The sequence below is a fragment of the Pseudonocardia sulfidoxydans NBRC 16205 genome (assembly GCF_007989085.1).
GTDB classification, from domain to species: Bacteria; Actinomycetota; Actinomycetes; order Mycobacteriales; family Pseudonocardiaceae; genus Pseudonocardia; species Pseudonocardia sulfidoxydans.
In genome coordinates this window covers 24,032-47,476 of record NZ_BJVJ01000010.1, presented here as the reverse complement: position 1 = coordinate 47,476, position 23,445 = coordinate 24,032, and the positions used below count along the sequence as shown (strand labels likewise).

Here is a 23,445-nt window from a genome sequence, read left to right as displayed (position 1 = left end):
CTCCCCTGCACTACCGTGGCGATTCGTCGTCGCGGCCTGCCGGGCCGCGCCACGGTCGCCACTCAGGAGCCGACCCGTCCATGTCCGCACAGTCGTCCGCAGAGTCGTCCGCAGAGTCCGCGCCCTCGACGTCCGGAACCTCGATCGGGCACGTCGCGGAACTGGTCCGCGCCGCCGTCCCACCCATGCACCCCGGAGGACGGCCACTCGTCGCGGGCGTCGCCGCCGGGGCCGCGCTCCTCCGTCTCGTCACCGGTCGCGGCACCGTCGCGGGCGTCGCCGCCACCGCTGCGGTCGCCGCGTTCTTCCGCGAGCCGCGGCGGGTCCCGCCCGTCCGCGCCGGGGTCGTCGTCGCCGCCGCCGACGGCACCGTCGCCACGGTGTCCGAGGTGGAGCCCGCCCCCGAGCTCGGCCTGCCCGCCGGGCCCGTCCCGCGCGTCAGCGTCTTCCTCTCCGTCCTCGACGTCCACGTGCAGCGTGTCCCCGTCGAGGGCCGCGTCACCGCCGTCGAGTACCGGCCCGGTGTCTTCCTCTCCGCCGACCTCGACAAGGCCAGCGAGGACAACGAACGCAACGCGGTCCTGTTCACCACGGCCGACGGCCACCGCGTCGGCGTCCTGCAGATCGCCGGGCTGCTCGCCCGCCGCATCGTCTGCCAGGTGAAGCCCGGCGACGAGGTCGCGGCCGGCGAGACGTTCGGCCTCATCCGGTTCGGCTCCCGCGTCGACACCTACCTGCCCGCGGGGTCACGCGTGCTCGTCGCGCCGGGGCAACGCACGATCGGGGGCGAGACGGTGCTCGCCGAGCTGCCGGACGCCCGATGAGGTCGGTGCCCGGCTACACCGCCGGGATCCGGCTGCTGCCCAACGCGGTCACGATCCTCGCGCTGTGCGCCGGGCTCTCGGGCGTGCAGTTCGCGCTGGTCGGGCGGTTCGAGCTGTGCGTGGCCGCCGTCGGTGCCGCCGCGCTCTGCGACGCACTCGACGGCGGCCTCGCCCGGCTCCTCGACGCCAGCTCGAAGATCGGCGCCGAGCTCGACTCCCTGTCCGACCTGGTCTCCTTCGGCGTCGCCCCCGCCCTCGTCATCTACATCTGGGGGCTCGAGGGCAACCGCTTCGGCTGGATCGTCGCCCTCGTCTTCGCCGTCTGCATGGCCCTGCGGCTCGCCCGCTTCAACACCCTGCTCGACGACGAGGACCAGCCGCCGTACGCCAAGGAGTTCTTCGTCGGCGTCCCCGCGCCGGCCGCTGCCCTGGTCGCGGGCATCCCGCTGTACCTGTGGCTGCACTTCGGCGACGGCTGGTGGTCCTCGCAGCTCACCGTCGCCCTGTGGGCGCTCGTCGCCGCGGCGCTCATGGTCAGCCGGATCCCGACGCTGTCGCTCAAGACCGTCCGCGTCCCCCCGCGGCTGATCGCCCCGCTGCTCGTCCTCGTCGGCCTCGCCGCGGCCGTCCTGCTCACCGCACCGTTCCTCGGGCTCGCCGTCGTGGCCCTGGGATACCTCCTGCTGCTGCCGTACACGATGTACCGGCACCGGTGGCTGGCCCAGCACCCCGAGGCCTGGAACGTCCCCGTACGGCAGCGGCGGGCCGTCGCACGGGCCGCCCGCTCCGCCCGCCGGCTGGGTCTGCGCCCGCCGCTGCGCCGCCGCGTCGCCGGTGGCGCCTCCGCCGTCGCGCGCCGGGTGCGCCTGATCGGTGCCGACGAGGGCGCGGTCAACGGAAACGGCCGCCCCGGCCCCACACCCCCACGCGGCCGGCTGCCCCGCGGCAGCCGCCGACGCCTGGGTATCCGCCGCCGCTGACCCGGGGTGTCCACGACCTGCCCTGCGCCCGGCGCGAGCTGCCCGGGTTCGTCGCCGGGACCAGCGCTGTGTCGCACTCGGCGTGAGGGGGTGGGTGCGGACCGATAGCGTGCGGGGGTGCCCGCGGAGATCACGCTCGTCGCCCGGCTGGCCACGTCCGCTGTCGACTCCCGTCGTGGGGTCGTGCGGCTGCACCCGGAGGTGCTCGACGCACTCGACCTGAGGCCCTGGGACGCGGTCACGCTGACCGGTTCCCGGGTCACGAGCGCCCTGGCCGCCGCGGCCGACCCGGCGACGCCGCACGGGCAGGTCACGGTCGACGACGTCACGCTGTCCAACTGCGGCCTGACCGACGGCGCGAGTGTCGTCGTGGCCCCGACCGTCGCGGCGGCGGCGCGGCGGGTGGTGCTGAGCGGCTCGCGGATCGCGCGGACGGCGACGCCGGAGACGATCCGGCTGGCGCTGCTGGGCAAGGTCGTGGTGCGCGGCGACGCGGTGTCGTTGCTGCCCCAGGACCTCGCGCCGCCGCCCGGCTCGGACGTGCCGACGGCCCGCCGGACGCTGGCCAACACTGTCGGCGGGGGCTGGACGTCGGAGCTGCTGGTCGTCGCGGACACGGAGCCGGCGGGTGTGGTGGCGGTCCAGCCGTCGACGGTGGTGGGGTGGCTCGACGGCCCGACCACCGGTGCACCGGCGACACCGACCGCGCCGGCCGTGCCGACGGTGACCGCACCCACGGCGGCCCCGGCCGAACCGGCTCTCGGCATCGACGAGCTCGTCGGCAGCGTGGACCGGGCCAGGCGCCTCGTCGAGTGGCTGGAGCTGACGTTCCGCCGGCCCGAGCTGCTGGCCAAACTCGGCGGGACGGCGCAGCTGGGGGCGCTGGTCGTCGGCCCGGAGGGTGTCGGCAAGGCGACGTTGACGCGCAGCGCCGCGGCCGCGGTCGAGGCCGGCTGTGTCGAGCTGGACGCGCCGTCGGCGGCGGCGCTGGAGCCGGGCGCGGCGTCGCAGCGGGTGCACGACGCGGTGGAGTCGGCCGTCGGTGCGGCGCGTGCGGGCCGGCCGACCGTGCTGCTGGTCACCGACGTGCACGCCCTGCTCCCGGCGGCCGATCCGCCGCCGCTGGCGACGCTGGTGCTCGACGTGCTGCGCAACGCGCTGGCGACACCGGGCGTGGCGCTGGTGGCGACGACGTCGGCACCCGAGGCCGTCGACCCGCGGCTGCGTGCGCCGGACCTGGTCGACCGGGAGCTGAGCCTGGCGCTGCCCGACGCCCGGACCCGCACGGACCTGCTGCGCCGGTTGCTGGCGTCGGTCCCGCTGGCCGAGGGCGTCGACCTCGCGGCGGTGGCGGAGCGCGCGCCGGGATTCGTGGTGGCCGACCTGCTGGCGGTGCGCCGGGAGGCGGCGATCCGCGCGGCGCTGCGCACGGAGGCCGACGCCGACGACGAGCCGCGCATCCGGCAGGAGGACCTGCTCGACGCGGTGTCGTCGGTGCGGCCGGTGTCGATGTCGTCGTCGGAGACGTTGCAGACTGGCGGGATCGAGCTCGATGACGTCGGCGACATGACCGAGGTCAAGCAGGCGCTCACCGAGGCGGTGCTGTGGCCGCTGCAGTACCCCGACTCGTTCGCGCGTCTGGGTGTCGCGGCGCCGCGCGGGGTGCTGCTCTACGGCCCGCCCGGCTGCGGCAAGACGTTCCTGCTGCGCGCGCTCGCGGGCACGGGACGGCTGAACGTGTTGTCCGTCAAGGGCGCCGAGCTGCTGGACAAGTACGTCGGCGAGTCCGAGCGCGCGGTCCGCGAGCTGTTCCGCAAGGCCTCCGACGCCGCACCCGCGCTGATCTTCCTCGACGAGGTCGACGCGCTGGCGCCGCGCCGCGGCGGGTCGACCGACTCCGGGGTGGCCGACCGGGTGGTCGCCGCCCTGCTCACCGAGCTCGACGGCGCGCAGCCGCTGCGGGAGGTCGTCGTCGTCGGCGCCACCAACCGGCCCGAGCTGATCGATCCCGCCCTGCTGCGCCCGGGTCGGCTGGAGCGCCTGGTGTACGTGCCGCCGCCGGACGCGCAGGCGCGCGCCGACATCCTGCGCGCGGCGGGCAGGAACACCCCGCTGGCCGACGACGTCGATCTCGACGCGCTCGGCACCGAGCTGGAGGGCTACTCGGCGGCCGACTGCGCGGCGGTGCTGCGGGAGGCCGCGCTGACGGCGATGCGGGAGTCGCTGGAGGCCACGCAGGTCACGGCCGCGCACATCGACGCGGCCCGCAAGACCGTCCCGGCCTCGCTCGACCCGGCGCAGCTGGCCCAGCTGGAGGCCTACGCGTCACGCAGGCCCTGAAGGAGTGTTGCGCTCGTGGCGGTCGGCGTTGACCGCCACGAGCGCAGACGACCGGGGAGCGGACGTCAACGTTGCTGGAAGTCCTTGGTGACGATCACGATGATGCCGGGCGTGGCGTCCTCGATCCCGGAGAACCGGGGCTCGGAGCGCATGCCGAACTGGCGGGCCAGCGCGTCGGCCGCGCCCTGCTCGGCGGTGCCGGGCCGGTAGTACACCGTGCTCGTCGGGATGATGCCCTCGGAGTAGTTGCGCGCCTCGGTGACGTTCCAGCCCGCCGACTCGAAGTCGGTGCGCGCACGCTCGGCCAGGCCGCTGATGTTGCTGTTGTTGTAGACGCGGACGGGCGCCTTCAACGTGTCGGGGCTGACCCCACCCTCGGCGAGCGAGCCCGAGCCGATGCCACCGGCCCCACCCGCTCCACCCGTACCGCCGACGCCACCTGCACCGCCCGCTGCCGCGCCGCCGGCGCCGGGCTCGGTGGTGGGCGGGGCGCCGATGTTGCCGGTCGGCCCGAACGAGGGCAGCGGCACGGAGCCGTCGGTGGGTGTCGCGCCGGGGCCCGGCTCCGCGGGGGCGGTCGCGGAGGTCGGCGCGGCCGCGTTGTCGGTCTCGCCGGCACCGTTCCCGTTGCCGAGCGCGGTCGTCGCCAGACCGATCACACCGGCGACGATGCCGACGCCGATCAGCGCGAAGCCGCCGATCCGCAGCGGCGAGCCACCGGACGATCCTGGTGTGGTCACGACAACCTCCGGGTCAACGGGTACCGGTCGGCGACCGGATGCGTGATCACAATGGCGTCACCAGGGCTCGATTCCCAGCCGACGCGCCGCACGGGTGCGCTGCCGACTGGTACGAAGCCTCCGGAGCCGCTTGACGAGCAGGGGATCGGCGGCGAGTGCCTCGGGCTTGTCGATCAGCGCGTTGAGGACCTGGTAGTAGCGGGTCGCCGACATGTCGAACAGCTCGCGGATGGCCTGTTCCTTGGCGCCGGCGTACTTCCACCACTGGCCTTCGAAGGCGAGGATCTCGCGCTCCCGGCGGTCGAGCTCGTCGGCCGGGCCGGCTGCGGGGTCTGCGACCCCGTGTTCCGTGGCGGACTCCATCACGCTCCTCGGGCGTCACAGCACATCGTGCACTGGCTGGCAGAACCGTGAATCACACATGTGTCATTCACCGGGGTGATTCAACCACGCGAGCCCGACACGAACCGGGCAGGGACGCGCCACGACGAGGCATGAATCGTGCATCAGCCGAGTGGGGGGACGAGCCTCCCGGAACCGTCCCTCACAGGGCGCGACACTAGTCTGCAGGTGTGACAGTCCGCCCCATCCGCATCATCGGCGACCCGGTGCTTCACACCCCCACGGCCCCGGTCGTGGAGTTCGACGATGCGCTGCGTGAGCTCGTCGACGACATGTTCGAGACGATGGCCGCCGCGCACGGCGTCGGGCTGGCCGCCAACCAGGTCGGCGTCGGCCTGCGGGTGTTCGTCTACGACTGCCCGGACGAGCTGACGAAGTCGATGGCGCGCGGCGTCGTCGTCAACCCGGTGATCGAGACGTCGGCGCTGCCGGAGACGATGCCCGACCCGGAGGACGACGACGAGGGCTGCCTCTCGGTCCCCGGCGAGCAGTTCCCGACCGGCCGGGCCGACTGGGCCAAGGTCACCGGTGTCGACGTCGACGGGGAGCCGGTCGAGGTCGAGGGCCGCGGCTTCCTGGCGCGCTGCTTCCAGCACGAGGTCGACCACCTCGACGGGCACGTCTACGTCGAACGGCTCATGGGGCGCAACCAGAAGGCGTCGAAGAAGATGCTCAAGGCCAACGGCTGGGGCGTCCCGGGCCTGTCCTGGGACCCGTCGACGCAGCGGGCCGAGGAGGTCTGAGCGCCTCCGGCGCCTGTGAGTGGCGATAGTCGCTATAGCGACTATCGCCACTCACAGGGCTAGGTCAGAAGCCCGTTCTCCCACGCCCACGCCGCCACCTCGACGCGGTTGCGGGCGCCCAGCTTGGCGTGGACGTTCGTCAGGTGCGTCTTGACCGTCGACAGGGAGACGAACAGGTCGGCGGCGATCTCGTTGTTCGTGCGGCCTCTCGCCACCGCGCGAACGACGTCGAGCTCCCTGGGCGACAACGGGTCCGGCAGCCTCGGCGCCTTCGACGCCGGCGCCGTCAGGTGCTCCAGCAACCGGACCGTGACCGACGGCGAGACCAGGGCGTCGCCCGCCGCCGCGGCGCGGACCGCCTCGACGAGCAGCCGCGGACCGGCGTCCTTGAGCAGGAACCCGCACGCCCCGGCCCGCAGCGCGCCGTAGACGTACTCGTCGAGATCGAAGGTCGTGACGACCACGATCCGCGGCGGCGCGGGGTCCCCGGTCAGGGCGCGGGTGGCCTCCAGGCCGTCCAGCTCGGGCATCCGGATGTCCATGAGCACGACGTCGGGGCGCAGCCGCCGCGCCAGCTCCACCGCCGCGACGCCCGTCCCCGCCTCGCCGACCACCTCGACACCCGGCTCCGCCGACAGGATCAGCCGGAACCCGGTGCGCACCATCTCCTGGTCGTCGGCCACCAGCACGCTGATCGTCATCGTCCCCCCACCGGCAGCCGCGCCGTCACCGTCCACACACCGTCGCCGGCGGGTCCCGCGTGCAGGGTGCCGTCGAGTGCCCCGACCCGCTCGGCCATCCCCGCCAGCCCGAACCCCGCCGGGTGGGCCGACCCGGACCCCGCGCCGTCGTTGCGGACCCCGACGACGAGCTCGTCGGAGCGCAGTCTGACCTCGACCTCGACCCGGGTCGCGGCCGGGGCGTGGCGGCGGACGTTGGTCAGCGCCTCCTGCACGACGCGGTAGCCCGTCGCCGCGACCCCCGCCGGGAGGACGGCGTGCTCGAACCCGGGATCGGCGATCAGCCGGACCCGGGTGCCGTCGGGATCGAAGCGGCGCACCATCTCCGGGATGCCGCCGAGCTCCGCCCCGGGCGCGCGGCCCCCCTCCCCGCCGCGCAGCACGCCGACCATGGCGCGCATCGCGGCGAGGGCGTCGGCACCCGCGGTCTCGATGGCCGCCAACGCTTTCGCGACGTCCGGGTCGGCCGGGGCGACGACCCGCGCCGCCTGCGCGGCCACGACGATGCCGGTGACCTGGTGGGCGACGACGTCGTGCAGGTCGCGGGCCAGCTCCAGGCGTTCGTCGGCGCGGGCGCGTTCGAGCAGCGACGCCCGTCGTGACCCGGCCTCGCGCAGCACCAGCCCGATGGCGACCGTCCCGCCCCAGCCCAGCGCCGACAGGATCGTGAACGCCGTCGTCGTCGAACCGATCTCGATCCGCAGGTACGGCGACGCCACGATCACGACGCCGGCGCCCGCGCACAGCAGCAGGGTCGTGCGGTCGTCGGCGTGGCGCAGGGCCGCGACCGTGACGACGGCCAGCGCGAGCTGCTCCCCGAACGACATCGTGGGCTGCCCGATCACCAGCGCCGTCAACGTCGCCGCCGCCGACGCCGCGTACGCGACGGCCGCGACGTGTTTCGCGTCGACACCGGGGCGCCTGCGCCACAACACGATCACCACGATGCACAGGCCCGTGAACGCCGTGGCCGCGCTCCACGGCAGGGAGCTGCCGGTCACGACGAACAGGGCGTCGACGCCCAGCCACACGAGGTAGCCGATGATCTCGACGCCGAGCCCGGCCCAGCGCAGCGCCCGCAGCCGCTCCGCCCCGCCCGTCCCGCTGATCACGCCGGTCAGCCTAGGTCCGACCGGCCGACGGCCACCCTCGGCCGAAAGTACGAGGCGCGGCCCCGCAGATCGGTCCCGTGGCCGAGGCGCACACCGGCCGCCGCCGGAGATCGTCATGGCATGACGTTCTTGGAGACGGCCGGATGGGCCCTCGGACTGGTGGTCATCGTCGTGATGGCCGCACTCCCGCTGCTGGAGACGCTCGGGAGCAGGTCCCGATGACCGCCCGCGTCTGCGCGGCGACCGTCGACCTCGTGAAGGTGCACGGTCGCGGCGGCTCGGCCGTGCGCGCCCTCGACAGCGTCTCCCTGCGCATCCCGGCCGGGATGTTCACCGCGGTCATGGGACCGTCGGGTTCCGGCAAGTCGACGTTGCTGCACTGCCTCGCCGGGCTCGACACCGCCACCTCGGGGCGGGTCCTGCTGGGCGACACCGACCTCGGCACGCTGTCCGACGCGCAGCTCACCGCTGTTCGCCGCGACCGGCTCGGGTTCGTGTTCCAGTCGTTCAACCTGCTGCCGCAGCTCACCGCCGCGCAGAACATCGACCTGCCCGCGCGGCTCGCCGGCCGCAGACCCGACCCGATGTGGCGGGCCTCGCTGATCGACCTGCTCGGCATCGGTGACCGCCTCGACCACCGGCCGTCGGAGCTGTCGGGCGGTCAGCAGCAGCGCGTCGCCGTCGCGCGGGCGCTGCTCGGGCGGCCCGAGATCGTGTTCGCCGACGAGCCGACGGGCAACCTGGACACGACGTCCGGCCACGAGCTGCTCGACCTGCTGCGGACCTCGGTCCGCGAGCTCGGCCGTTCTGTCGTCATGGTCACCCACGACCCCGTCGCGGCGTCGTTCGCCGACGGGGTGCTGCTGCTGCGCGACGGCCGCGTCGCGGGGTCGCTGCGCGACCCGCGCCCGGAGACGGTGCTGGCCGCGCTGTCGTCGCTGTCGGGGGCGGCGGCGTGAGCGGGCGGGCAGGCGGCGGGCGTGGGGGAGGCCGGGCGGCTGCGGGGGCGCTGCTGGCCGACGCCCGCCGCCATCCGGGCCGCGTCGTCCTCACGGGGCTTGCGGTCCTGGTCGCGACGTTCTTCGCCGCCGGCACGCTGCTGCTCGGCGGCACGCTGTCCTCGACGCTGGAGGCGCAGTCGGTGGTGACGCCTGCGTCGGCGTCCGTCGTCGTCCGGGGCGACGTCGACGCCGCGACGGTCGCGCGGATCGCGGCCACACCCGGCGTCACCGACGCGGTGGGAGTGTGGAGCGGGCTGGCGCCGGTCGGCGGGGCGGCGGGGGCGGGCTCGTGGTTGCTGAGGTCGGACCCGATGACGGGGCCGCTGACGCGGCTGTCCGCGCCGCCGGTCGCGGGCCGGCTCCCGGCCGCCGACGACGAGGCACTGGTCTCCGCGGCCACCGCGGCCCGGGGCGACGTCCGTCCCGGATCGGTGCTGACGGTGGGGGAGCAGCGCCTGACGGTCACCGGTGTCGCGGAGCTGCCGAACGTCGGCACCAACATGATCGTCGCGACCCCGGCCGCCGTTGCGGCACTGGGCGGTTCGCTCGACCAGGTCGACGTGGCGGGCGCCGACGCCGCGGCGGTCCGGGCCCAGCTGCCCGCCGACGCCATGGTCCGGTCCGGCGACGAGCAGCGCGCCGCCGAGCGGGAGAGCGGCTCGACCAGGGCGGCGGCCGTCGTCAGCGGGGTGTCGGTGTTCACCGGGCTGGCGCTGATCGCGGCCGTGGTCGTCGTGGGGTCGACGTTCCGCATCCTGCTGACCCAGCGCCGCACCCAGCTGGCGTTGCTGCGGTGCGTGGGGGCGCGCAGCAGCGACGTCGTGCGGGCGGTGCTGGCCGAGGCGGCGGTGTCGGGACTGGTCGCGGGCCTGCTGGGGGCAGGTGCCGCGGTCGGGGTGGGGGAGATCGTCGTCGCGGCGGTGGGCGGTGGCCCGCTCGTGCTGTCCTGGGGAGGACTCGCGGGTTGTGTGCTGCTCGCCGTCGTGGCGACGGTCGTCGCCGCGGTCGGACCGGCGCTCGCGGCGGGCCGCACCCCGCCGGTCGCCGCCCTCGGGGAGGCGGCGACGAGCGAGGCGGGGCCGTCGCGGCGGGGCCGTCGGGCGGTGGTTGCGACGGGCGCGGCGGTGGCGGCGGTGCTCCTGGCGCTCGTGGGGGCCGGCAGCGACGGGGAGGCCGGGCTGATCGCCGCGGCCGCGTCCGGGCTGGCGACGTTCGCCGCGCTGGTCGCGCTGGGCCCGTTGCTGATGGGCGGGCTGGCGGCGACGGTCGGGCGGGTCGTCGCGGCCGTCGGGCGGGCGCCGGGGCGGATGGCCGTCGCCAACGCGGGTCAGGTGCCGCGGCGCACCGCCGCCACGGTCACGGTCCTGACCTTGGGCGTGGGGCTGACGTCGGCGCTGCTGGTGGGGGTGGCGAGTGTCGACGCGTCCGCCCAGAAGTCGATCTCCGATCGGCTGCCGAGCGCGGTGCAGGTGACCGCGACCGACCTGCCGGCGACACTCGCGCAGCTGGCCGCCGACCCTGCGCTGCGGGTGCAGGAGAACGGGGAGAAGGTACTCGTCGACCCCGCCCCGGGTGTCGACGACACCGCCCTGCGCGCCGCTGTCGACCGGGCGTTGGGCCCGGACTCGACCGCGGTCGTCGTCTACGCCGCCGACGTGCGTGCCGACCTGGCCGAGGAGCTGGCGGTGCTGCGCGGCGTCGGGCTGGGTCTGGTGGGGATGACGGTGCTGGTGGCGGTCGTCGGGGTGGGGGTGACGCTGACGTTGTCGGTCACCGAGCGGACCCGGGAGACGGGCCTGCTGCGCGCGGTCGGGCTCACCCGCGGGGGTGTGCGCGCGATGGTGGCGTGGGAGGCGGCGTGCAGCGCGCTGGCCGCCGCGGTGCTGGGCGTGGTCCTGGGCTCGTTGTACGGGTTCCTCGCGCTGAAGTCGGTGGGGTTCGACCCGGGCACCGGGTCGCTGCCGGGGGTGGAGCTCGCGGTGCTCGGGGTGGGCGTCGTGCTCGTCGCGGTGCTGGCCGCGCTCGCCCCGGCGATCCGCGCGGGCCGGGTCCCGCCGATCCGCGCGCTGGGCGCCTGACGGAGTCGTGAGTGGCAATAGTCGCGATAGCGACTATTGCCACTCACAGGTCGTCAGGCCGGGTCGAGGACGAAGACGGGGATCCGGCGGTCGGTCTTCGTCTGGTACTCGGCGTAGTTCGGGAAGGCCGCGACGGAGCGCTCCCACCACTGCTCCCGCTCGGTTCCGTCGACCTCGCGAACCGAGTACTCGCCCGCCTCGGTCCCGTCCTGCAGCGTGACGGTCGGGTTGGCGCGCAGGTTGTGGTACCAGACCGGGTGCTCGGCGGCCCCGCCCTTGGAGGCGACGAGGGCGTAGTGCCCGTCGTGCTCGACCCGCATCAGGGGCACGTAGCGCAGCTTGCCGGTCTTGGCGCCCTTCATCGTCACCAGAACCACGGGGCGGCCCCCGATGTCGACGCTGCCGGTCGTCCCGGTCTCGAGGATCTTCTCGGTCTGGCCACGCACCCAGCCCTCGGGGCTGAGCTCGACCTCGTTGTTCGCTGCCATGTCCGGAGCAACTCCCCGGCGGGTCCGGATCTATTCCGTGCGGGGGCATGACGTCGGCGGCCGGTGGGCTACCGTCGACGACGCACGTAAGAGCAACGCGGGAGCTCCGGGTGGGGGGCTGAGAGGGCGGCCGGAGCCGTCGACCGCTGAACCGGCCGGGTAATGCCGGCGAGGGAGGCTGTCCCATGAGAACGTCGGGTCCACTGCCGACGGTCGGGGTCACCCCGCCGCGGGTGCTGACGATCGCGGGCACCGACTCCGGGGGCGGCGCGGGCATCGCCGCCGACCTGCGGACCTTCGCCGCGTGCGGGGTGCACGGCTGCCTCGCGGTGTGCGCGGTGACGGTGCAGAACTCCGTCGGCGTGACCGGTGTGCACCCGATCCCGCCCGAGACGGTCGCGGCGCAGATCGCCGCCGTCGCCTCCGACATCGGCCTCGACGCCGCCAAGACCGGCATGCTGGCAGGTGCGGAGATCATCGAGGCCGTCGCGGCCGCCTGCGACGACAACGGGATCGGCGCCGCCCACGCGACACCGCTCGTGATCGACCCGGTGGCGGCCTCGATGCACGGCGACCAGCTGCTCGCCGACTCCGCCCTCGACGCCTTCCGCGGGCTGCTGTTCCCCCGCGCCACCCTGGTCACGCCGAACCTCGACGAGGTGCGACTGCTCGTCGGCATCGACGTGCACGACCGGGCGGGCCAGTACGAGGCGGCGAAGGTGCTGCACGGGCTGGGGCCGCGCAACGTCCTGGTGAAGGGCGGGCACCTGGCCGAGGACGTCGACGGCTGCATCGACCTGCTCTACGACGGGCACACGTTCACCGAGCTGCCCGGACCGCGCTTCGACACGGGCAACACCCACGGTGGTGGCGACTCGATGGCGGCGGCGATCGCGTCGGGGCTCGCGCGTGGGCTGTCGGTCGGCGAGGCCGTCGCGTTCGGGAAGCGCTACATCGTGGAGGCCGTCCGCAACTCCTATCCGTTGGGTGCGGGGCACGGCCCGGTGTCGCCCTTGTGGACGGTGCGGGACTGGTGGAACGAGCCGTCCTGAGCCGGTGACGTGAGCCACCGGCCCGCGCTGTCCAGGTCCGCAGCTGCGGATGCCCAGTGCGAACCGAACCGGCTGTGCGGGTCGGTGTTCGGCGTCGGACAGGGTAGCCTTACTGAAGCTGCTGGTCGGTCGGCGTCGTCGGACAATCCGCGCGCCGACGCGTCCACCGGGGCGGGGCTAGTCTCGCCCTTGATGAGCATCATGGGGACGCGCGTCGTCCGCGTAGAGGATCCGGTGTTCCTCACGCGAGGCGCGACATACACCGACGACCTGACAGACGAGCGGCTCAGCGGAGCGCTGCACCTCACGCTGGTCCGCTCCCCGATCGCACACGCGACGATCACCTCGATCGACGTCGAGGCGGCCCGCGAGGCCCCCGGCGTCGTCGCGGTCCTGACCGGTGCCGACATCGACCTGCCGGCCCCACTCCTGTTCGGGGGCGCACCCAAGCAGATGGTCCGCCCCTGGCTGGCCACCGAGCGGGTGCGCTTCGTCGGCGAGCCCGTGGCCGCGGTCCTCACCGAGGAGCGCTACCAGGGCCCCGACGCCGCCGAGCTCGTCGACGTCGACTACGAGCCGTTGCCGGCCGTCGTCGACGTCCGCGAGGCCCTCAAGGACGAGAACCTGCTGTTCCCCGACGCCGGCACGAACACGTGCAGCGTCTACAACAAAGAAGACCCGGACCCCGACTTCTTCGCCGACTGCGAGGTCGTCGTCACCCGGGAGATCATCAACCAGCGGGTCGCCGCGGCGTCGCTGGAGACGCGCGCCGCCTCGGCCGTCTGGGGTGACGACGGGCGCTGCACCCTGTTCGTCTCCAACCAGAACGCGCAGGGCGCGCGCGACGAGGTGGCCGGGTGGCTGGGCGTCGACGCGTCACAGATCCACGTCATCCTCCCCGACGTCGGTGGCGGCTTCGGCGCCAAGATCGGCGCCGATCCCGAGTTCGCGCTCGTCGCGTGGCTGGCCCGGCACACCGGCCGACCGGTCCGCTGGAGCGAGAGCCGCTCGGAGAACATGACCGGGATGGTCCAGGGGCGCGACCAGCGCCAGACCATCACCATCGGCGGCAGCCGCGACGGCCGGGTGAAGGCCTACCGGCTCGACGTCATCGCCGACGCCGGCGCCTACCCGCGCCTCGGCGTGTTCCTGCCGGTGTTCACGCGCATGATGGCGCCCGGCACCTACGACATCGAGAAGGTCGACTCGCGGGCGACGGTCGTCGTCACCAACACGACGTCGACGGCCGCCTACCGCGGCGCCGGCCGTCCCGAGGCCACGTCGGCGATCGAGCGGGCCATGGACCTGTTCGCCGCCGAGATCGGGATGGACCCGGCCGAGGTCCGCAAGATCAACGTCGTCGCCCCGGAGAAGTTCCCCTTCACCACCAAGGGTGGCGTCGAGTACGACTCCGGCGAGTACGCCAAGGCCATCGACCTCGCGCTCGAGGCCAGCGACTACGCCACGCTGCGCGAGGTCCAGAAGGCCCGCCGCGAGCGGGGCGACGCCAAGCAGATCGGTATCGGCGTCTCGTCGTACGTCGAGATCACCGGCGGTGGGGCGTTCGTCGAGAACGCCTCCGTCGAGGTGCACGCGGACGGCACCGCCCTGGTCTGGACGGGCACGTCGCCGCACGGCCAGGGCCACGCCACGGCCTGGGCGATGCTCGCCAGCGAGCAGCTCGGAATCCCCGTCGAGAAGATCACGGTCCGCCACGGCGACACCGACCACGTCCCCGAGGGCGGCGGCACGATGGGCTCGCGCAGCCTGCAGACCGGCGGCGTCGCCGTCCACCAGGCCTCGCTCGAGCTCATCGACCTCGCCAAGCAGCGCGCCGCCGAGATCCTCGAGGCGTCCGTCGAGGACCTCGAGGTCGACACCACCAACGCCGCGATCGTCGTCCGCGGCGCCCCCGGCTCGCCGACCGTCACCTTCGCGCAGCTCGCCGAGCGCGAGGAGCTCAAGGTCAAGACGGTCTGGGACGGCAAGAAGGCGACGTTCCCCTTCGGGTCGCACGTCGCCGTCGTCGAGGTCGACACCGAGACCGGCAAGGTCACCGTCGAACGCATCTGGGCGGTCGACGACGCCGGGCCCGTGCTCAACCCGCTGCTCTGCGAGGGCCAGCGCCACGGCGGCATCGCCCAGGGCATCGCGCAGGCGATGCTGGAGGAGGTCGTGTTCGACCCCGACGGGCAGCCGCTCACCGCGACCTTCGCCGACTACGGCTTCCCGTCGGCGGCCGAGCTGCCGAGCTTCGACCTCGTCACCATGGAGACGCCCACCCCCATCAACCCCTTGGGCTTCAAGGGGATCGGTGAGGCCGGGACCATCGGCTCCGCCCCCGCGGTGCAGAGCGCCGTCGTCGACGCGCTCGCGCACCTCGGGATCCGCCACATCGACATGCCGACCACCCCGCTGCGGGTGTGGGAGGCCATCCAGGACGCCGTGAAGGAGGACGGATGACAGGCGTGAAGGTCGAGATCACCGTCAACGGCCGCACCACCACCGACGAGGTCGAGCCCCGGCTGCTGCTGGCGCACTACCTGCGCGAGAACGTCGGGCTCAAGGCCACCAACATCGGCTGCGACACCACGTCCTGCGGGGCGTGCACGGTCCTGCTCGACGGCGAGTCGGTCAAGTCCTGCACCGTGCTCGCGGTGCAGGCCGACCAGCTCGCGGTCACGACGATGGAGGGTCTCGCCGGAGAGAGCGGCGACTCCCTCGACCACCCGGTCACCGCCGCGTTCCGTGCCGAGCACGGTCTGCAGTGCGGGTTCTGCACGCCGGGCATGGTCATGGCCGTGACCGGTCTGATCGCCGAGAACCCGGACCTCGACGAGCGCGCGGTCCGGGAGGGGCTGGAGGGCAACCTCTGCCGCTGCACCGGCTACCACAACATCGTGCGTGCCGCGCTCGTCGCCGCGGGCAAGGACCCCGACGCCGAGCAGGAGATCGAGGCGCTGAGCGACGACGCGCGCACCGCACCCGGGTTCTCCGTCGGGAGTGGCTCGTGATCCCCGTCGGGTTCGAGTACGCCCGCCCCGACTCGGTCGACGGCGCACTCGCGCTGCTCGCCGAGCACGGCGACGACGCCACGATCATGGCGGGCGGGCACTCGCTGCTGCCGGTCATGAAGCTGCGCCTGGCCGCGCCGGAGCTGATCGTCGACATCGGACGGCTCCGCGAGCTGAACTACATCCGGGTCGACGGCGACGAGGTCGCCATCGGCGCGGGGACACGACACCACGACGTCGAGGTCTCCGACGTCCTCGCCGCCGAGGTGCCGCTGCTGCCCGCCGTCGCGCGGACGGTCGGCGACCCGCAGGTCCGCCACCGCGGCACCCTGGGCGGCTCGCTCGCCCACGGCGACCCGGCCTCCGACCTGCCCGCCGCGGTCCTCGCCCTCGACGCGACGATCGTCCTGCGCTCGCCGCGCGGGGAGCGCACGGTGCCCGCCACCGAGTTCTGGACCGGCGTGTTCACCACGGCCAAGGAGCCCGACGAGCTGATCGTCGAGATCCGGGTGCCGCGCACCGGGTCCGCGGGCTGGGCGTACGAGAAGTTCACCCGCCGCGCCAACGACTGGGCCATCGTCGCGGTCGCTGTCGTCGACGGGCGGGTCGGGCTGGTCAACATGGGTTCGACGCCCCTGCGCGCCAGTGCGACCGAGGCGGCGCTGGCGGAGGGGCGCTCGATCGCCGACGCCGCCGCGCTCGCGGGCGAGGGCACCGAGCCCCCGACCGACACCGCCGGCACCCCGGAGTACCGCCGCAACCTCGCGCGGGTCCTGACCCGTCGCGCGCTGGAGACCGCCGCCGGTCGGTAGGCCCTGCACGCGGACGGTCCCCTGCCGGGTTCGGCAGGGGACCGTCGTGCGTCCCGGCCCCGCGGAGACGCCCTGCGCCGAGACCCCGCGCGCAACCTGACGGTTGGTTTCGGCCGCGGAAACAGCGGTGAGGTTGCGCGCGGGTTCTTGCCCGGGCCGCGGCAGCGCCTGCAGTCACGGGACCAGGCCCGCGTCCTGCGCCGCCAGCGCGGCCTGGGTGCGCGAGCGCAGGCCGAGCTTCGCGAGCACCCGGGACACGTGCGTCTTGGCGGTGGCCTCGGTGATGACGAGCTCGTCGGCGATCGCGGCGTTCGACAGCCCGCGACCCAGACAGCCGAGGACGTCGCGTTCGCGGGCGGTCAGGTCGTCGACACCGGGGACCGCCGGGCGGGCAGGACGGGCCGACAGCCGGGCGAGGACGCGACGGGTCACCTCGGGGGCGAGCACCCCGTCGCCACGCGCGACCGAACGGACGGCGTCGACGAGCGCGGGAGCGTCGACCGTCTTGAGCAGGAACCCGGCCGCCCCGGCCGCGAGCGCCCCGTCGACCAGGTCGTCGAGGTCGAACGTCGTGAGGACCAGCACCTCGGCGATGCCCGCGGCGGTGAGCTCGCGGGTCGCGGCGATGCCGTCGACACCGGGCATCCGGATGTCCATGAGCACGACGTCGGGGCGCAGCGACGTCGCCGCCCGGACGGCCTGGGCGCCGTCGGAAGCCTCACCGACGACCTCCACGTCGGGTGCCGAGTCGAGGATCATGACCAGCCCGGCGCGGACGGCGGCCTGGTCGTCGGCGACGACGACACGGATCACGACGCACCCTCCAGCGGCAGTTCGGCGCGGACGAGCCAGCCGTCGTCGGCGGGTCCGGCGTGCAGCGTGCCGCCGACCGCGGCCGCGCGTTCGCCGAGCCCGGCGAGGCCCGTACCCGCGCCACCCACCCCCGTCGACGGGCGGGACCCGGCCGTGTTCGCGACCTCCACCACCAGCGCGGAACCCTTGTCGGACAACGCGACCCGGACCGTCGACCCGGGCGCGTGCTTCGCGGCGTTGGTGAGTGACTCCGCCACGATCCGGTGCGCCGCCAGCTCGACGGCCGCCCGGGTCGGCGCACCGCGGCGGGAGTCGTCGAGCCTCACGTCGAGGCCGGTGGCGCGGGCCGGGCCGAGCAGCGGGCCCAGGTCGTCGAGCCGGGCGGGCGCGGCCGGCGGGTCGGCGTCGTGGCCGTCGCGCAGCAACGTGATCATCGCCCGCATCTCGCCGAGCGAGGCCACCGACTGCTCCCGCACCGAACCCAGGACGCGGCGCAGGGCGGGCGCGTCGGCATCGGGGAGGTTGAGCGCCGCGGCGGACTGCAGCGCGATCGCCGACAACTGCCCGGCGACGACGTCGTGCAGGTCGCGGGCCATCCGGGTGCGCTCGGCCGCGACGGCAGCCTCCCGGTCGAGCGCGGCCATCCGTTCTGCCTGCTCCGCGCGGTCGCGTTCGGCGTCGGCAAGAGTGCGGTGCCGTCGGACCTCCGACGCCCACATGACGGGGATGGCGAACAGGAGCGCGGCGTTGAGCAGCCCGTAGAGGGCTGCGCGGCCGTCACCGGACACGAGGCTCAGCACGACGACCGCGACGATCCCCGCACCCGCCGCCCCCGACACCGCCCGGCTGACGCGGCGCGAGGTGAACAGGACGGCGCAGTAGAGGAGGTCGGTGAAGATCAGCAGGACACCGAGGTCGGTGGCGCCCAGGACGATGCCCGCGGCGAACGTCGCGACCGAGATCGCCAGCCCGACCAGCGGCGCGGTGCGGCGCAGCACCTCCGCGGCACACGCGACCACGAGCACCACGACCGCCGCCGCTCCCGGCGGAGGCGGCGCCGCCTCCCAGGAGATGCGGACGTCCGGCACGAACAGCATGAGCACGAGCCCGGCGACGAGATAGCCCGCCGCCGCGGCGGAGTCGCGTGCGAGCAGGGGCACGTCGTCCATCAGAGCACGCCCGCCCGGCGCCCGCGTCCCTCGAAGGATGTACGCCGGCCGCCGCGATGATCGGTCCGACGACCGACGACACCGCCCCCGGCGTCACCGACGCTCGATGCCATGGGGGACTTCGTGAACGAGAACCCGCTCGTCGTGCTGATCGCGGCGTGCGAGGCCGGTTTCTGGATACTGCTGGGGGCGGGCCTGCTGGCCCGGTACGTGCTGCGGCTCCGCAGGACGAGTGCCGTGCTCCTGCTGCTTGTCCCGGTGCTCGACCTCGTGCTGGTCACCGCGTCGATCGTCGACGTCGCCGGTGGCACCCGGCCGGGACTCACCCACGGGCTGGCCGCCGTGTACCTGGGCGTCACCGTCGCGTTCGGACACTCGATGATCCGCTGGGCCGACGTCCGGATGGCACACCGCTTCGCGGGCGGCCCGGCGCCCGCGAAGGCGCCGAGGTACGGCCCGGCCAAGGTCGCGCACGAGTGGCGCGAATGGCGGAAGATGCTGGTCGCTGGGGTGATCGCGCTCGTCGTGATGGCGGTGGTCGCACTCGTCGGCGGACTCGTCGTACCCGCTCCCGCGGCCTGGCTCGCCGACCCGTTCTGGACGTGGGGCGGCCGGGTCGTCCTCGTCACCGTGATCTGGTTCGTCGTCGGTCCGTTGTGGACGACGGTGTCGCCGCCGCAAGACCGTGAGCCGAGCAAGGGCTGAGGCCCCGAACCGCAGGGGGACCGTCGTGTCCGTCGATCGGCGGACACGACGGTCGTCCCGTGCGCCGGTCGGTCGGTCGACGGTGCCCGTGGCCTGCGAGGACGAACCTCGAGGCATCGGGGAAACACCCCCGGAACACCTCGAAGGAGCACCGGCCATGAGCACCCAGACCGCCCCCACCAGCACCCCCTCCACCCCCGCCGGCCCGTCCCGGACCCGCAAGGTCGTCGCCTTCTCCGCCGCCGGCATCGCCGTCGCGGGCATCGTCACCGGCCTGGTGATCGGCTTCGGCGGCAGCACGCCGAGCGCGACCCCCGCCGCACCGCAGATCGCGCCGATCTCGCACTCCACCAGCCACACCCCGTCCCACAGCGTGACGCCGGTCGAGCCCGTCACCCCGGTTGCGCCGTCGGCCGCGATCGAGACGCTGCAGAAGGAACTGGGCCGGCTGAACTACTACGAGGGCCCGGTCACCGGCGTCATGAACACACAGACGACGCAGGCGATCACCTACCTGCAGCGCGACGCGCACCTGCCCCAGACCGGCACGATGAACGCCGCCACCCAGGCCGCCCTGGCCAACTTCCTGGCCAACGGCAACAACCAGATGGGCGGCTGAGCACCCGATCCCACGCGGACAGCCCGCGCCCGCACAGGGCGCGGGCTCCGTGCCGTTCGGAAGAACTCCGCCGGGCTCGCGGCGCGCCACGCCGACGACGGGGACACGCCGTCTCGGCACGAGCAATTCTGAGAGTTTCACGAGAGCCTCGAGAAAGCCGACAGAAGCTACTAAATCGGGCAGGCAGTGGTCGGTGTGTCGTAGCTCGACTGCGCTGATCGGCGCCACGTTCGGAGGTAGATGATCCGCCGTTCGTCACTGTACGGAGTCGCCGGGTCGGCGTTCGGGGTAACGGCAGGGGGGCATCATCCGAAGTCACCTTTGCACCGCCCGGACGCTCCCCATCGCGAGACGGCCGATGCTCAGCACCACCGGTCGATGTGTCGAGTCGCGATCCCCTCGGGCTTCGCAGAAGGAGTGAGTCCTCTTTGGAGGGTGTGAGTAGTGCGGCGCCGGGCTCCGACCTCCTCGAGGAGACCGTCCGCATCCCCGCCCAGGCGCGCCGCCCCGAGTCCGCGGGCAGGCACCGCGCCGCGGGTGTCCGTCCCTCTCCTGCGCCACGGCGCCGCACCGCGCAGCCGGCAGTGGTCGTCCCCGAACCCGGGACCGGTCGGCACACCGCCGCCGCGGCCCTCGACGAGCGTGTCCGCCCGGTCCCGTCGCCACGCCGACCAGAAACGGCGCCGGACCCGCAGACAGAGCTGCTGACGACGGCGCTGCCGACGACGGCGCTGCCGACCACGGTGCCGCCGGCAGCGCTGTTCTCCCCGACCGTCCCGCTCCACCCCTCACCGTCGCGTCGGACGGGGCGCGCCCTCGTCGACCGGGCCGACCCTGCGCGCAGGACCGTCCCCCCGCGCCCTCCGGCAGCGGAGGGGTCGCTGCGCGCGGCGCTGGAGTCGCTGACGCGACCGATCGCAGTGGTGCGCAACCGTCGTCGGCAACCGATCCTCGTCGCGCTGCTGCCCGCCCACAACGAGCAGGAGACGCTGCCCGATGCGATCGCCGGGCTGCGCGGTCAGACCAGCCCACCCGACCGGATCGTCGTCGTCTCCGACAACAGCACCGACGCGACGCCGTCGATCGGTCGCGATCTCGGTGTCGAGGTGGTCGAGACCGTCGACAACTCCGACAAGAAGGCCGGTGCCCTCAACCAGGTGCTCGCCCGGTTGTTCCCGACCCTCACCGACGACGACGTCGTCCTGGTCCAGGACGCCGACAGCCTGCTCGACCCCCACTTCCTGGAGGCCGCGCTGTTCTACCTGCGACGCGGCTACGGCGGCGTCGGTGGGGTGTTCCGCGGCGGCGAGGGCGGCGGGTTCGTCGGACACCTGCAGCGCAACGAGTACGCGCGATACGCCCGCGACGTGAACCGGCTCAACGGTCGGTGCCTCGTCATCACCGGAACCGCGGCGCTGTTCAAGGTCGGCATGCTGCGCCAGGTCGTCGAGGCCCGGTTGGACGGCCGGTTGCCCGCCGGTGACGGCCGCGGCGGGGTCTACGACACCACCGTGCTGACCGAGGACAACGAGCTGACGTTCGCGCTGCTGCACCTCGGCCACCGGATCATCTCGCCGGTGCAGTGCACGCTCACCACCGAGGTGATGGAGAGCTGGCGCGACCTGTGGAAGCAGCGGCTGCGGTGGAAGCGCGGCGCGGTGGAGAACTGCCTGCAGTACGGCATGACCCGCGTGACGTGGCGCTACTGGGGACGGCAGCTGTTCACGATGCTCGGCTGCCTCGTGTCCGTCGCCTACCTGGGGACGCTGCTGTGGGCCGCGGTGTTCGGCGGGCTGCACATCCACCCGTTCTGGCTGGCCGTCAGCGTCGTGTTCGTCGTCGAGCGAGTCGTGACCGTCCGCTACCGGGGCTGGAGACAGATGCTCCTCGCCGCGACGATGTACGAGCTGATCCTCGACTACTTCCTGCAGGCCTGTCACGTGAAGGCCTACTGGGACTCACTCACCCGCAAGACCAAGCGCTGGAACTAGACGAAGGATCGCGATGTACAACTCTGCGTTGACCCCCGCGGCGATGGGCGTCGGGGCCGGAGCCTCGTTGCCGTTCCTGGAGATGTCGCCGCTGTGGTGGGTGCTGGCCGCGTTCGCCGTGATCGCGTGCATCAGCGCGATCAACCGTGTCCTGCCCCGCATGATCGTCGAGGGTCAGGACTGGTCGAGCCGTCGTGACGGCGGCAGTGTCCCCGGCGAGCGGCTGCCGAACCACCGCTGATGCACTCCGCCCGTGTCTGGCAGGTGATGTTCGCGGTCATGGTGGCGGCCTCACCCGTGGTCGTCGCGGACGGCGTCGCCGCCGTCCGCGAGACCTCGCTCGCCGCTCCGGTGCGCAGCGGCGACGCCTGCCCCAACGGCCATGTCGCGCTCACCTTCGACGACGGGCCCGACCCGGTGACGACGCCGCAGATCGTCGCCGCGCTGCGCGACCACGGCAGCCGAGCGACGTTCTTCATGATCGGCGCCGACGCGCAGGCCCGGCCGGACACGGTGATCCTCACCCGCGCCGCGGGGAACGAGGTCGGGAACCACACCTACGACCACCCGTTCCTGGACGAGCAGACCGAGCAACAGATCACCGACGAGCTCACGGCGACGACGGCGATCCTCACCGGCATGGGCGGACCGGCGCCCACACTGTTCCGGCCGCCGTACGGGCGCAGCAGTGACGCCGTCGAGCGCGTCGCGCGGCGGCTCGGGCTGACGTTCGTGCTGTGGAGCTACGACTCCGACGACTACGAGGAAGCGACCCCCGAGGACATGCTCGACCAGGCGGAGAAGGCTCGCGACGGCGACATCCTGCTCTACCACGACCGCTACCAGAGCACCGTCGACGCGGTGCCGCTGGTTCTGGACGTCCTCGACCGCAGGGGCATCTGCGCCGGGCGGGTGGTGCCGTCGACGACACCGAGGCAGGCATGGCTCGACTACGACGGTCCCGACAAGACGTACTTCGACGCGGTGGCGGGACCGTGGTGACGCGGCGCGGTGCGATCCGGATCGCCGCTGCGGCGGGCGTCGTGACCGCGGTGGCGCTGGTCGCCGAGCTCACCGGCCCGGCCTCGAACGGCACCGCCAACGCGGCGCCGCCCCCGGTGTACACCTTCGCCGACGACTTCGACGGCCCCGCGGGCCACGCCCCCGACCCGGCACGCTGGACCTACGACCTCGGCGGCGGCGGCTGGGGCAACGGCGAGGCGCAGACCTACACGGACTCGCGTCGCAACTCGTTCCTCGACGGCACCGGGAACCTCGTCATCCGCGCGACACCCACGACCGGTGCCGACGGGCAGGTGACCTGGGAGTCCGCCCGGCTCACGACGAAGGGCCTGTTCGCGCAGCGCCACGGGCACTGGGAGGCGCGGGTCAAGCACGTCAGCACCCGCGGGTTCTGGCCCGCGTGGTGGACCCTGGGCGCCGACATCGACACCGTCGGGTGGCCGCGGTGCGGCGAGATCGACATGTTCGAGGACTTCGGCCACGGCGCCCGCGAGTCCAGCGTGCACACCGGTACCGACGACGCCGCGCTCGCGAGCTGGTCAGCGGGCGCACCGAACGACGGCGACTTCCACGTCGTCCGCATGGACTGGGCCCCGGCCGGGATCACGTTCTCCCTCGACGGCGTGCCCTACGGCTCGCTGGCCTTCGACGCCACCGATCCGTCGCGGCCTGCCGACCCCCAGGCGGCGTTCATGCTGCTCAACCTGGCCGTCGGCGGGAACGCAGGGCCGCCCGAGGCCGACCGGACCGGGCCGGTGGACCTCGTCGTCGACTACGTCCGGGTGTGGACCTGAGCAGC

Annotated in this window: 23 protein-coding genes; 16 read left to right on the top strand and 7 right to left on the bottom strand. The window is 73.7% G+C overall.

The window, feature by feature from the left end:
- Positions 1 to 80 precede the first annotated feature (80 nt).
- The 3 genes from PSU4_RS07600 (at position 81) to PSU4_RS07590 (ending at position 4,144) form a co-directional block, all read left to right on the top strand.
- The gene (locus PSU4_RS07600; RefSeq protein WP_147104094.1) at positions 81 to 824 is read left to right on the top strand and encodes a phosphatidylserine decarboxylase; all 744 of its coding nucleotides are present in this window, start codon (positions 81 to 83) and stop codon (positions 822 to 824) included.
- Positions 821 to 1,804, top strand: a complete 984-nt coding sequence (locus PSU4_RS07595; protein WP_147104091.1) for a CDP-alcohol phosphatidyltransferase family protein — start codon at positions 821 to 823, stop codon at positions 1,802 to 1,804. The genes PSU4_RS07600 and PSU4_RS07595 overlap by 4 nt, the downstream gene beginning before the upstream one ends.
- A 117-nt stretch (positions 1,805 to 1,921) precedes the next feature.
- On the top strand, positions 1,922 to 4,144 hold the full coding sequence (locus PSU4_RS07590) for an AAA family ATPase (protein ID WP_147104088.1): 2,223 nt from the start codon (positions 1,922 to 1,924) through the stop codon (positions 4,142 to 4,144).
- Positions 4,145 to 4,209: 65 nt separating this feature from the next.
- On the opposite strand, the gene PSU4_RS07585 is transcribed toward PSU4_RS07590, so the two are convergent.
- Positions 4,210 to 4,884, bottom strand: coding sequence for a LytR C-terminal domain-containing protein (locus PSU4_RS07585; protein WP_147104084.1), 675 nt, complete (start codon positions 4,882 to 4,884; stop codon positions 4,210 to 4,212).
- Between the two features lie 57 nt (positions 4,885 to 4,941).
- Positions 4,942 to 5,247 carry a nucleoid-associated protein NapA gene (gene napA / locus PSU4_RS07580; protein WP_147104081.1) on the bottom strand — a complete coding sequence of 102 codons (306 nt, stop codon included), beginning with the start codon at positions 5,245 to 5,247 and terminating at the stop codon, positions 4,942 to 4,944.
- A 209-nt stretch (positions 5,248 to 5,456) separates the two neighbouring features.
- On the opposite strand from napA, the gene PSU4_RS07575 reads away from it, so the two are divergent.
- Positions 5,457 to 6,029 carry a peptide deformylase gene (locus PSU4_RS07575; RefSeq protein WP_147104076.1) on the top strand — a complete coding sequence of 191 codons (573 nt, stop codon included), beginning with the start codon at positions 5,457 to 5,459 and terminating at the stop codon, positions 6,027 to 6,029.
- 59 nt (positions 6,030 to 6,088) lie between these two features.
- On the opposite strand, the gene PSU4_RS07570 is transcribed toward PSU4_RS07575, so the two are convergent.
- Positions 6,089 to 6,730, bottom strand: coding sequence for a response regulator (locus tag PSU4_RS07570; protein WP_147104073.1), 642 nt, complete (start codon positions 6,728 to 6,730; stop codon positions 6,089 to 6,091).
- Positions 6,727 to 7,881 (bottom strand): sensor histidine kinase, encoded by a 1,155-nt coding sequence (locus tag PSU4_RS07565; RefSeq protein ID WP_186816796.1) that lies wholly within the window; start codon positions 7,879 to 7,881, stop codon positions 6,727 to 6,729. The genes PSU4_RS07570 and PSU4_RS07565 overlap by 4 nt, the downstream gene beginning before the upstream one ends.
- Before the next feature lie 218 nt (positions 7,882 to 8,099).
- On the opposite strand from PSU4_RS07565, the gene PSU4_RS07560 reads away from it, so the two are divergent.
- Positions 8,100 to 8,840 (top strand): ABC transporter ATP-binding protein, encoded by a 741-nt coding sequence (locus PSU4_RS07560; protein WP_147104067.1) that lies wholly within the window; start codon positions 8,100 to 8,102, stop codon positions 8,838 to 8,840.
- Positions 8,837 to 10,960 (top strand): FtsX-like permease family protein, encoded by a 2,124-nt coding sequence (locus PSU4_RS07555; RefSeq protein WP_147104065.1) that lies wholly within the window; start codon positions 8,837 to 8,839, stop codon positions 10,958 to 10,960. The genes PSU4_RS07560 and PSU4_RS07555 overlap by 4 nt, the downstream gene beginning before the upstream one ends.
- Positions 10,961 to 11,013: 53 nt before the next feature.
- Here the strand turns inward: PSU4_RS07555 and PSU4_RS07550 are convergent, their stop codons facing one another.
- Positions 11,014 to 11,448 (bottom strand): nitroreductase family deazaflavin-dependent oxidoreductase, encoded by a 435-nt coding sequence (locus PSU4_RS07550; RefSeq protein WP_147104060.1) that lies wholly within the window; start codon positions 11,446 to 11,448, stop codon positions 11,014 to 11,016.
- Between the two features lie 185 nt (positions 11,449 to 11,633).
- On the opposite strand from PSU4_RS07550, the gene thiD reads away from it, so the two are divergent.
- The 4 genes from thiD to PSU4_RS07530 all read left to right on the top strand — a co-directional run bounded on the left by thiD (position 11,634) and on the right by PSU4_RS07530 (position 16,326).
- Positions 11,634 to 12,500, top strand: a complete 867-nt coding sequence (gene thiD, locus PSU4_RS07545) for a bifunctional hydroxymethylpyrimidine kinase/phosphomethylpyrimidine kinase (protein WP_147104057.1) — start codon at positions 11,634 to 11,636, stop codon at positions 12,498 to 12,500.
- 192 nt (positions 12,501 to 12,692) lie between these two features.
- Positions 12,693 to 14,963, top strand: a complete 2,271-nt coding sequence (locus PSU4_RS07540) for a xanthine dehydrogenase family protein molybdopterin-binding subunit (RefSeq protein ID WP_147104054.1) — start codon at positions 12,693 to 12,695, stop codon at positions 14,961 to 14,963.
- Positions 14,964 to 14,968: 5 nt separating this feature from the next.
- Positions 14,969 to 15,514, top strand: coding sequence for a (2Fe-2S)-binding protein (locus PSU4_RS07535; RefSeq protein ID WP_281290663.1), 546 nt, complete (start codon positions 14,969 to 14,971; stop codon positions 15,512 to 15,514).
- Positions 15,511 to 16,326, top strand: a complete 816-nt coding sequence (locus PSU4_RS07530) for an FAD binding domain-containing protein (RefSeq protein WP_147104048.1) — start codon at positions 15,511 to 15,513, stop codon at positions 16,324 to 16,326. The genes PSU4_RS07535 and PSU4_RS07530 overlap by 4 nt, the downstream gene beginning before the upstream one ends.
- A gap of 174 nt (positions 16,327 to 16,500) precedes the next feature.
- Here PSU4_RS07530 and PSU4_RS07525 read toward each other — a convergent pair whose 3' ends face one another.
- Positions 16,501 to 17,139: a response regulator transcription factor gene (locus tag PSU4_RS07525; protein WP_147104045.1), complete on the bottom strand. Its 639-nt coding sequence runs from the start codon at positions 17,137 to 17,139 to the stop codon at positions 16,501 to 16,503.
- The gene (locus PSU4_RS07520; protein ID WP_147104042.1) at positions 17,136 to 18,308 is read right to left on the bottom strand and encodes a sensor histidine kinase; all 1,173 of its coding nucleotides are present in this window, start codon (positions 18,306 to 18,308) and stop codon (positions 17,136 to 17,138) included. Before PSU4_RS07520 ends, PSU4_RS07525 begins: the two co-directional genes overlap by 4 nt.
- 111 nt (positions 18,309 to 18,419) lie before the next feature.
- Here PSU4_RS07520 and PSU4_RS07515 point away from each other — a divergent pair, with 111 nt between their 5' ends.
- The 6 genes from PSU4_RS07515 (at position 18,420) to PSU4_RS07490 (ending at position 23,440) form a co-directional block, all read left to right on the top strand.
- Positions 18,420 to 19,013 carry a hypothetical protein gene (locus PSU4_RS07515; RefSeq protein ID WP_147104039.1) on the top strand — a complete coding sequence of 198 codons (594 nt, stop codon included), beginning with the start codon at positions 18,420 to 18,422 and terminating at the stop codon, positions 19,011 to 19,013.
- A 157-nt stretch (positions 19,014 to 19,170) separates the two neighbouring features.
- Positions 19,171 to 19,632 (top strand): peptidoglycan-binding domain-containing protein, encoded by a 462-nt coding sequence (locus PSU4_RS07510; protein WP_147104036.1) that lies wholly within the window; start codon positions 19,171 to 19,173, stop codon positions 19,630 to 19,632.
- A gap of 437 nt (positions 19,633 to 20,069) precedes the next feature.
- Positions 20,070 to 21,623: a glycosyltransferase family 2 protein gene (locus PSU4_RS07505; protein ID WP_222596197.1), complete on the top strand. Its 1,554-nt coding sequence runs from the start codon at positions 20,070 to 20,072 to the stop codon at positions 21,621 to 21,623.
- 13 nt (positions 21,624 to 21,636) lie between these two features.
- The gene (locus PSU4_RS07500) at positions 21,637 to 21,864 is read left to right on the top strand and encodes a hypothetical protein (RefSeq protein ID WP_147104033.1); all 228 of its coding nucleotides are present in this window, start codon (positions 21,637 to 21,639) and stop codon (positions 21,862 to 21,864) included.
- Positions 21,864 to 22,625, top strand: coding sequence for a polysaccharide deacetylase family protein (locus PSU4_RS07495; RefSeq protein WP_147104031.1), 762 nt, complete (start codon positions 21,864 to 21,866; stop codon positions 22,623 to 22,625). The genes PSU4_RS07500 and PSU4_RS07495 overlap by 1 nt, the downstream gene beginning before the upstream one ends.
- The gene (locus PSU4_RS07490) at positions 22,619 to 23,440 is read left to right on the top strand and encodes a glycoside hydrolase family 16 protein (protein ID WP_147104028.1); all 822 of its coding nucleotides are present in this window, start codon (positions 22,619 to 22,621) and stop codon (positions 23,438 to 23,440) included. The genes PSU4_RS07495 and PSU4_RS07490 overlap by 7 nt, the downstream gene beginning before the upstream one ends.
- The last annotated feature ends 5 nt before the right edge of the window (positions 23,441 to 23,445 follow it).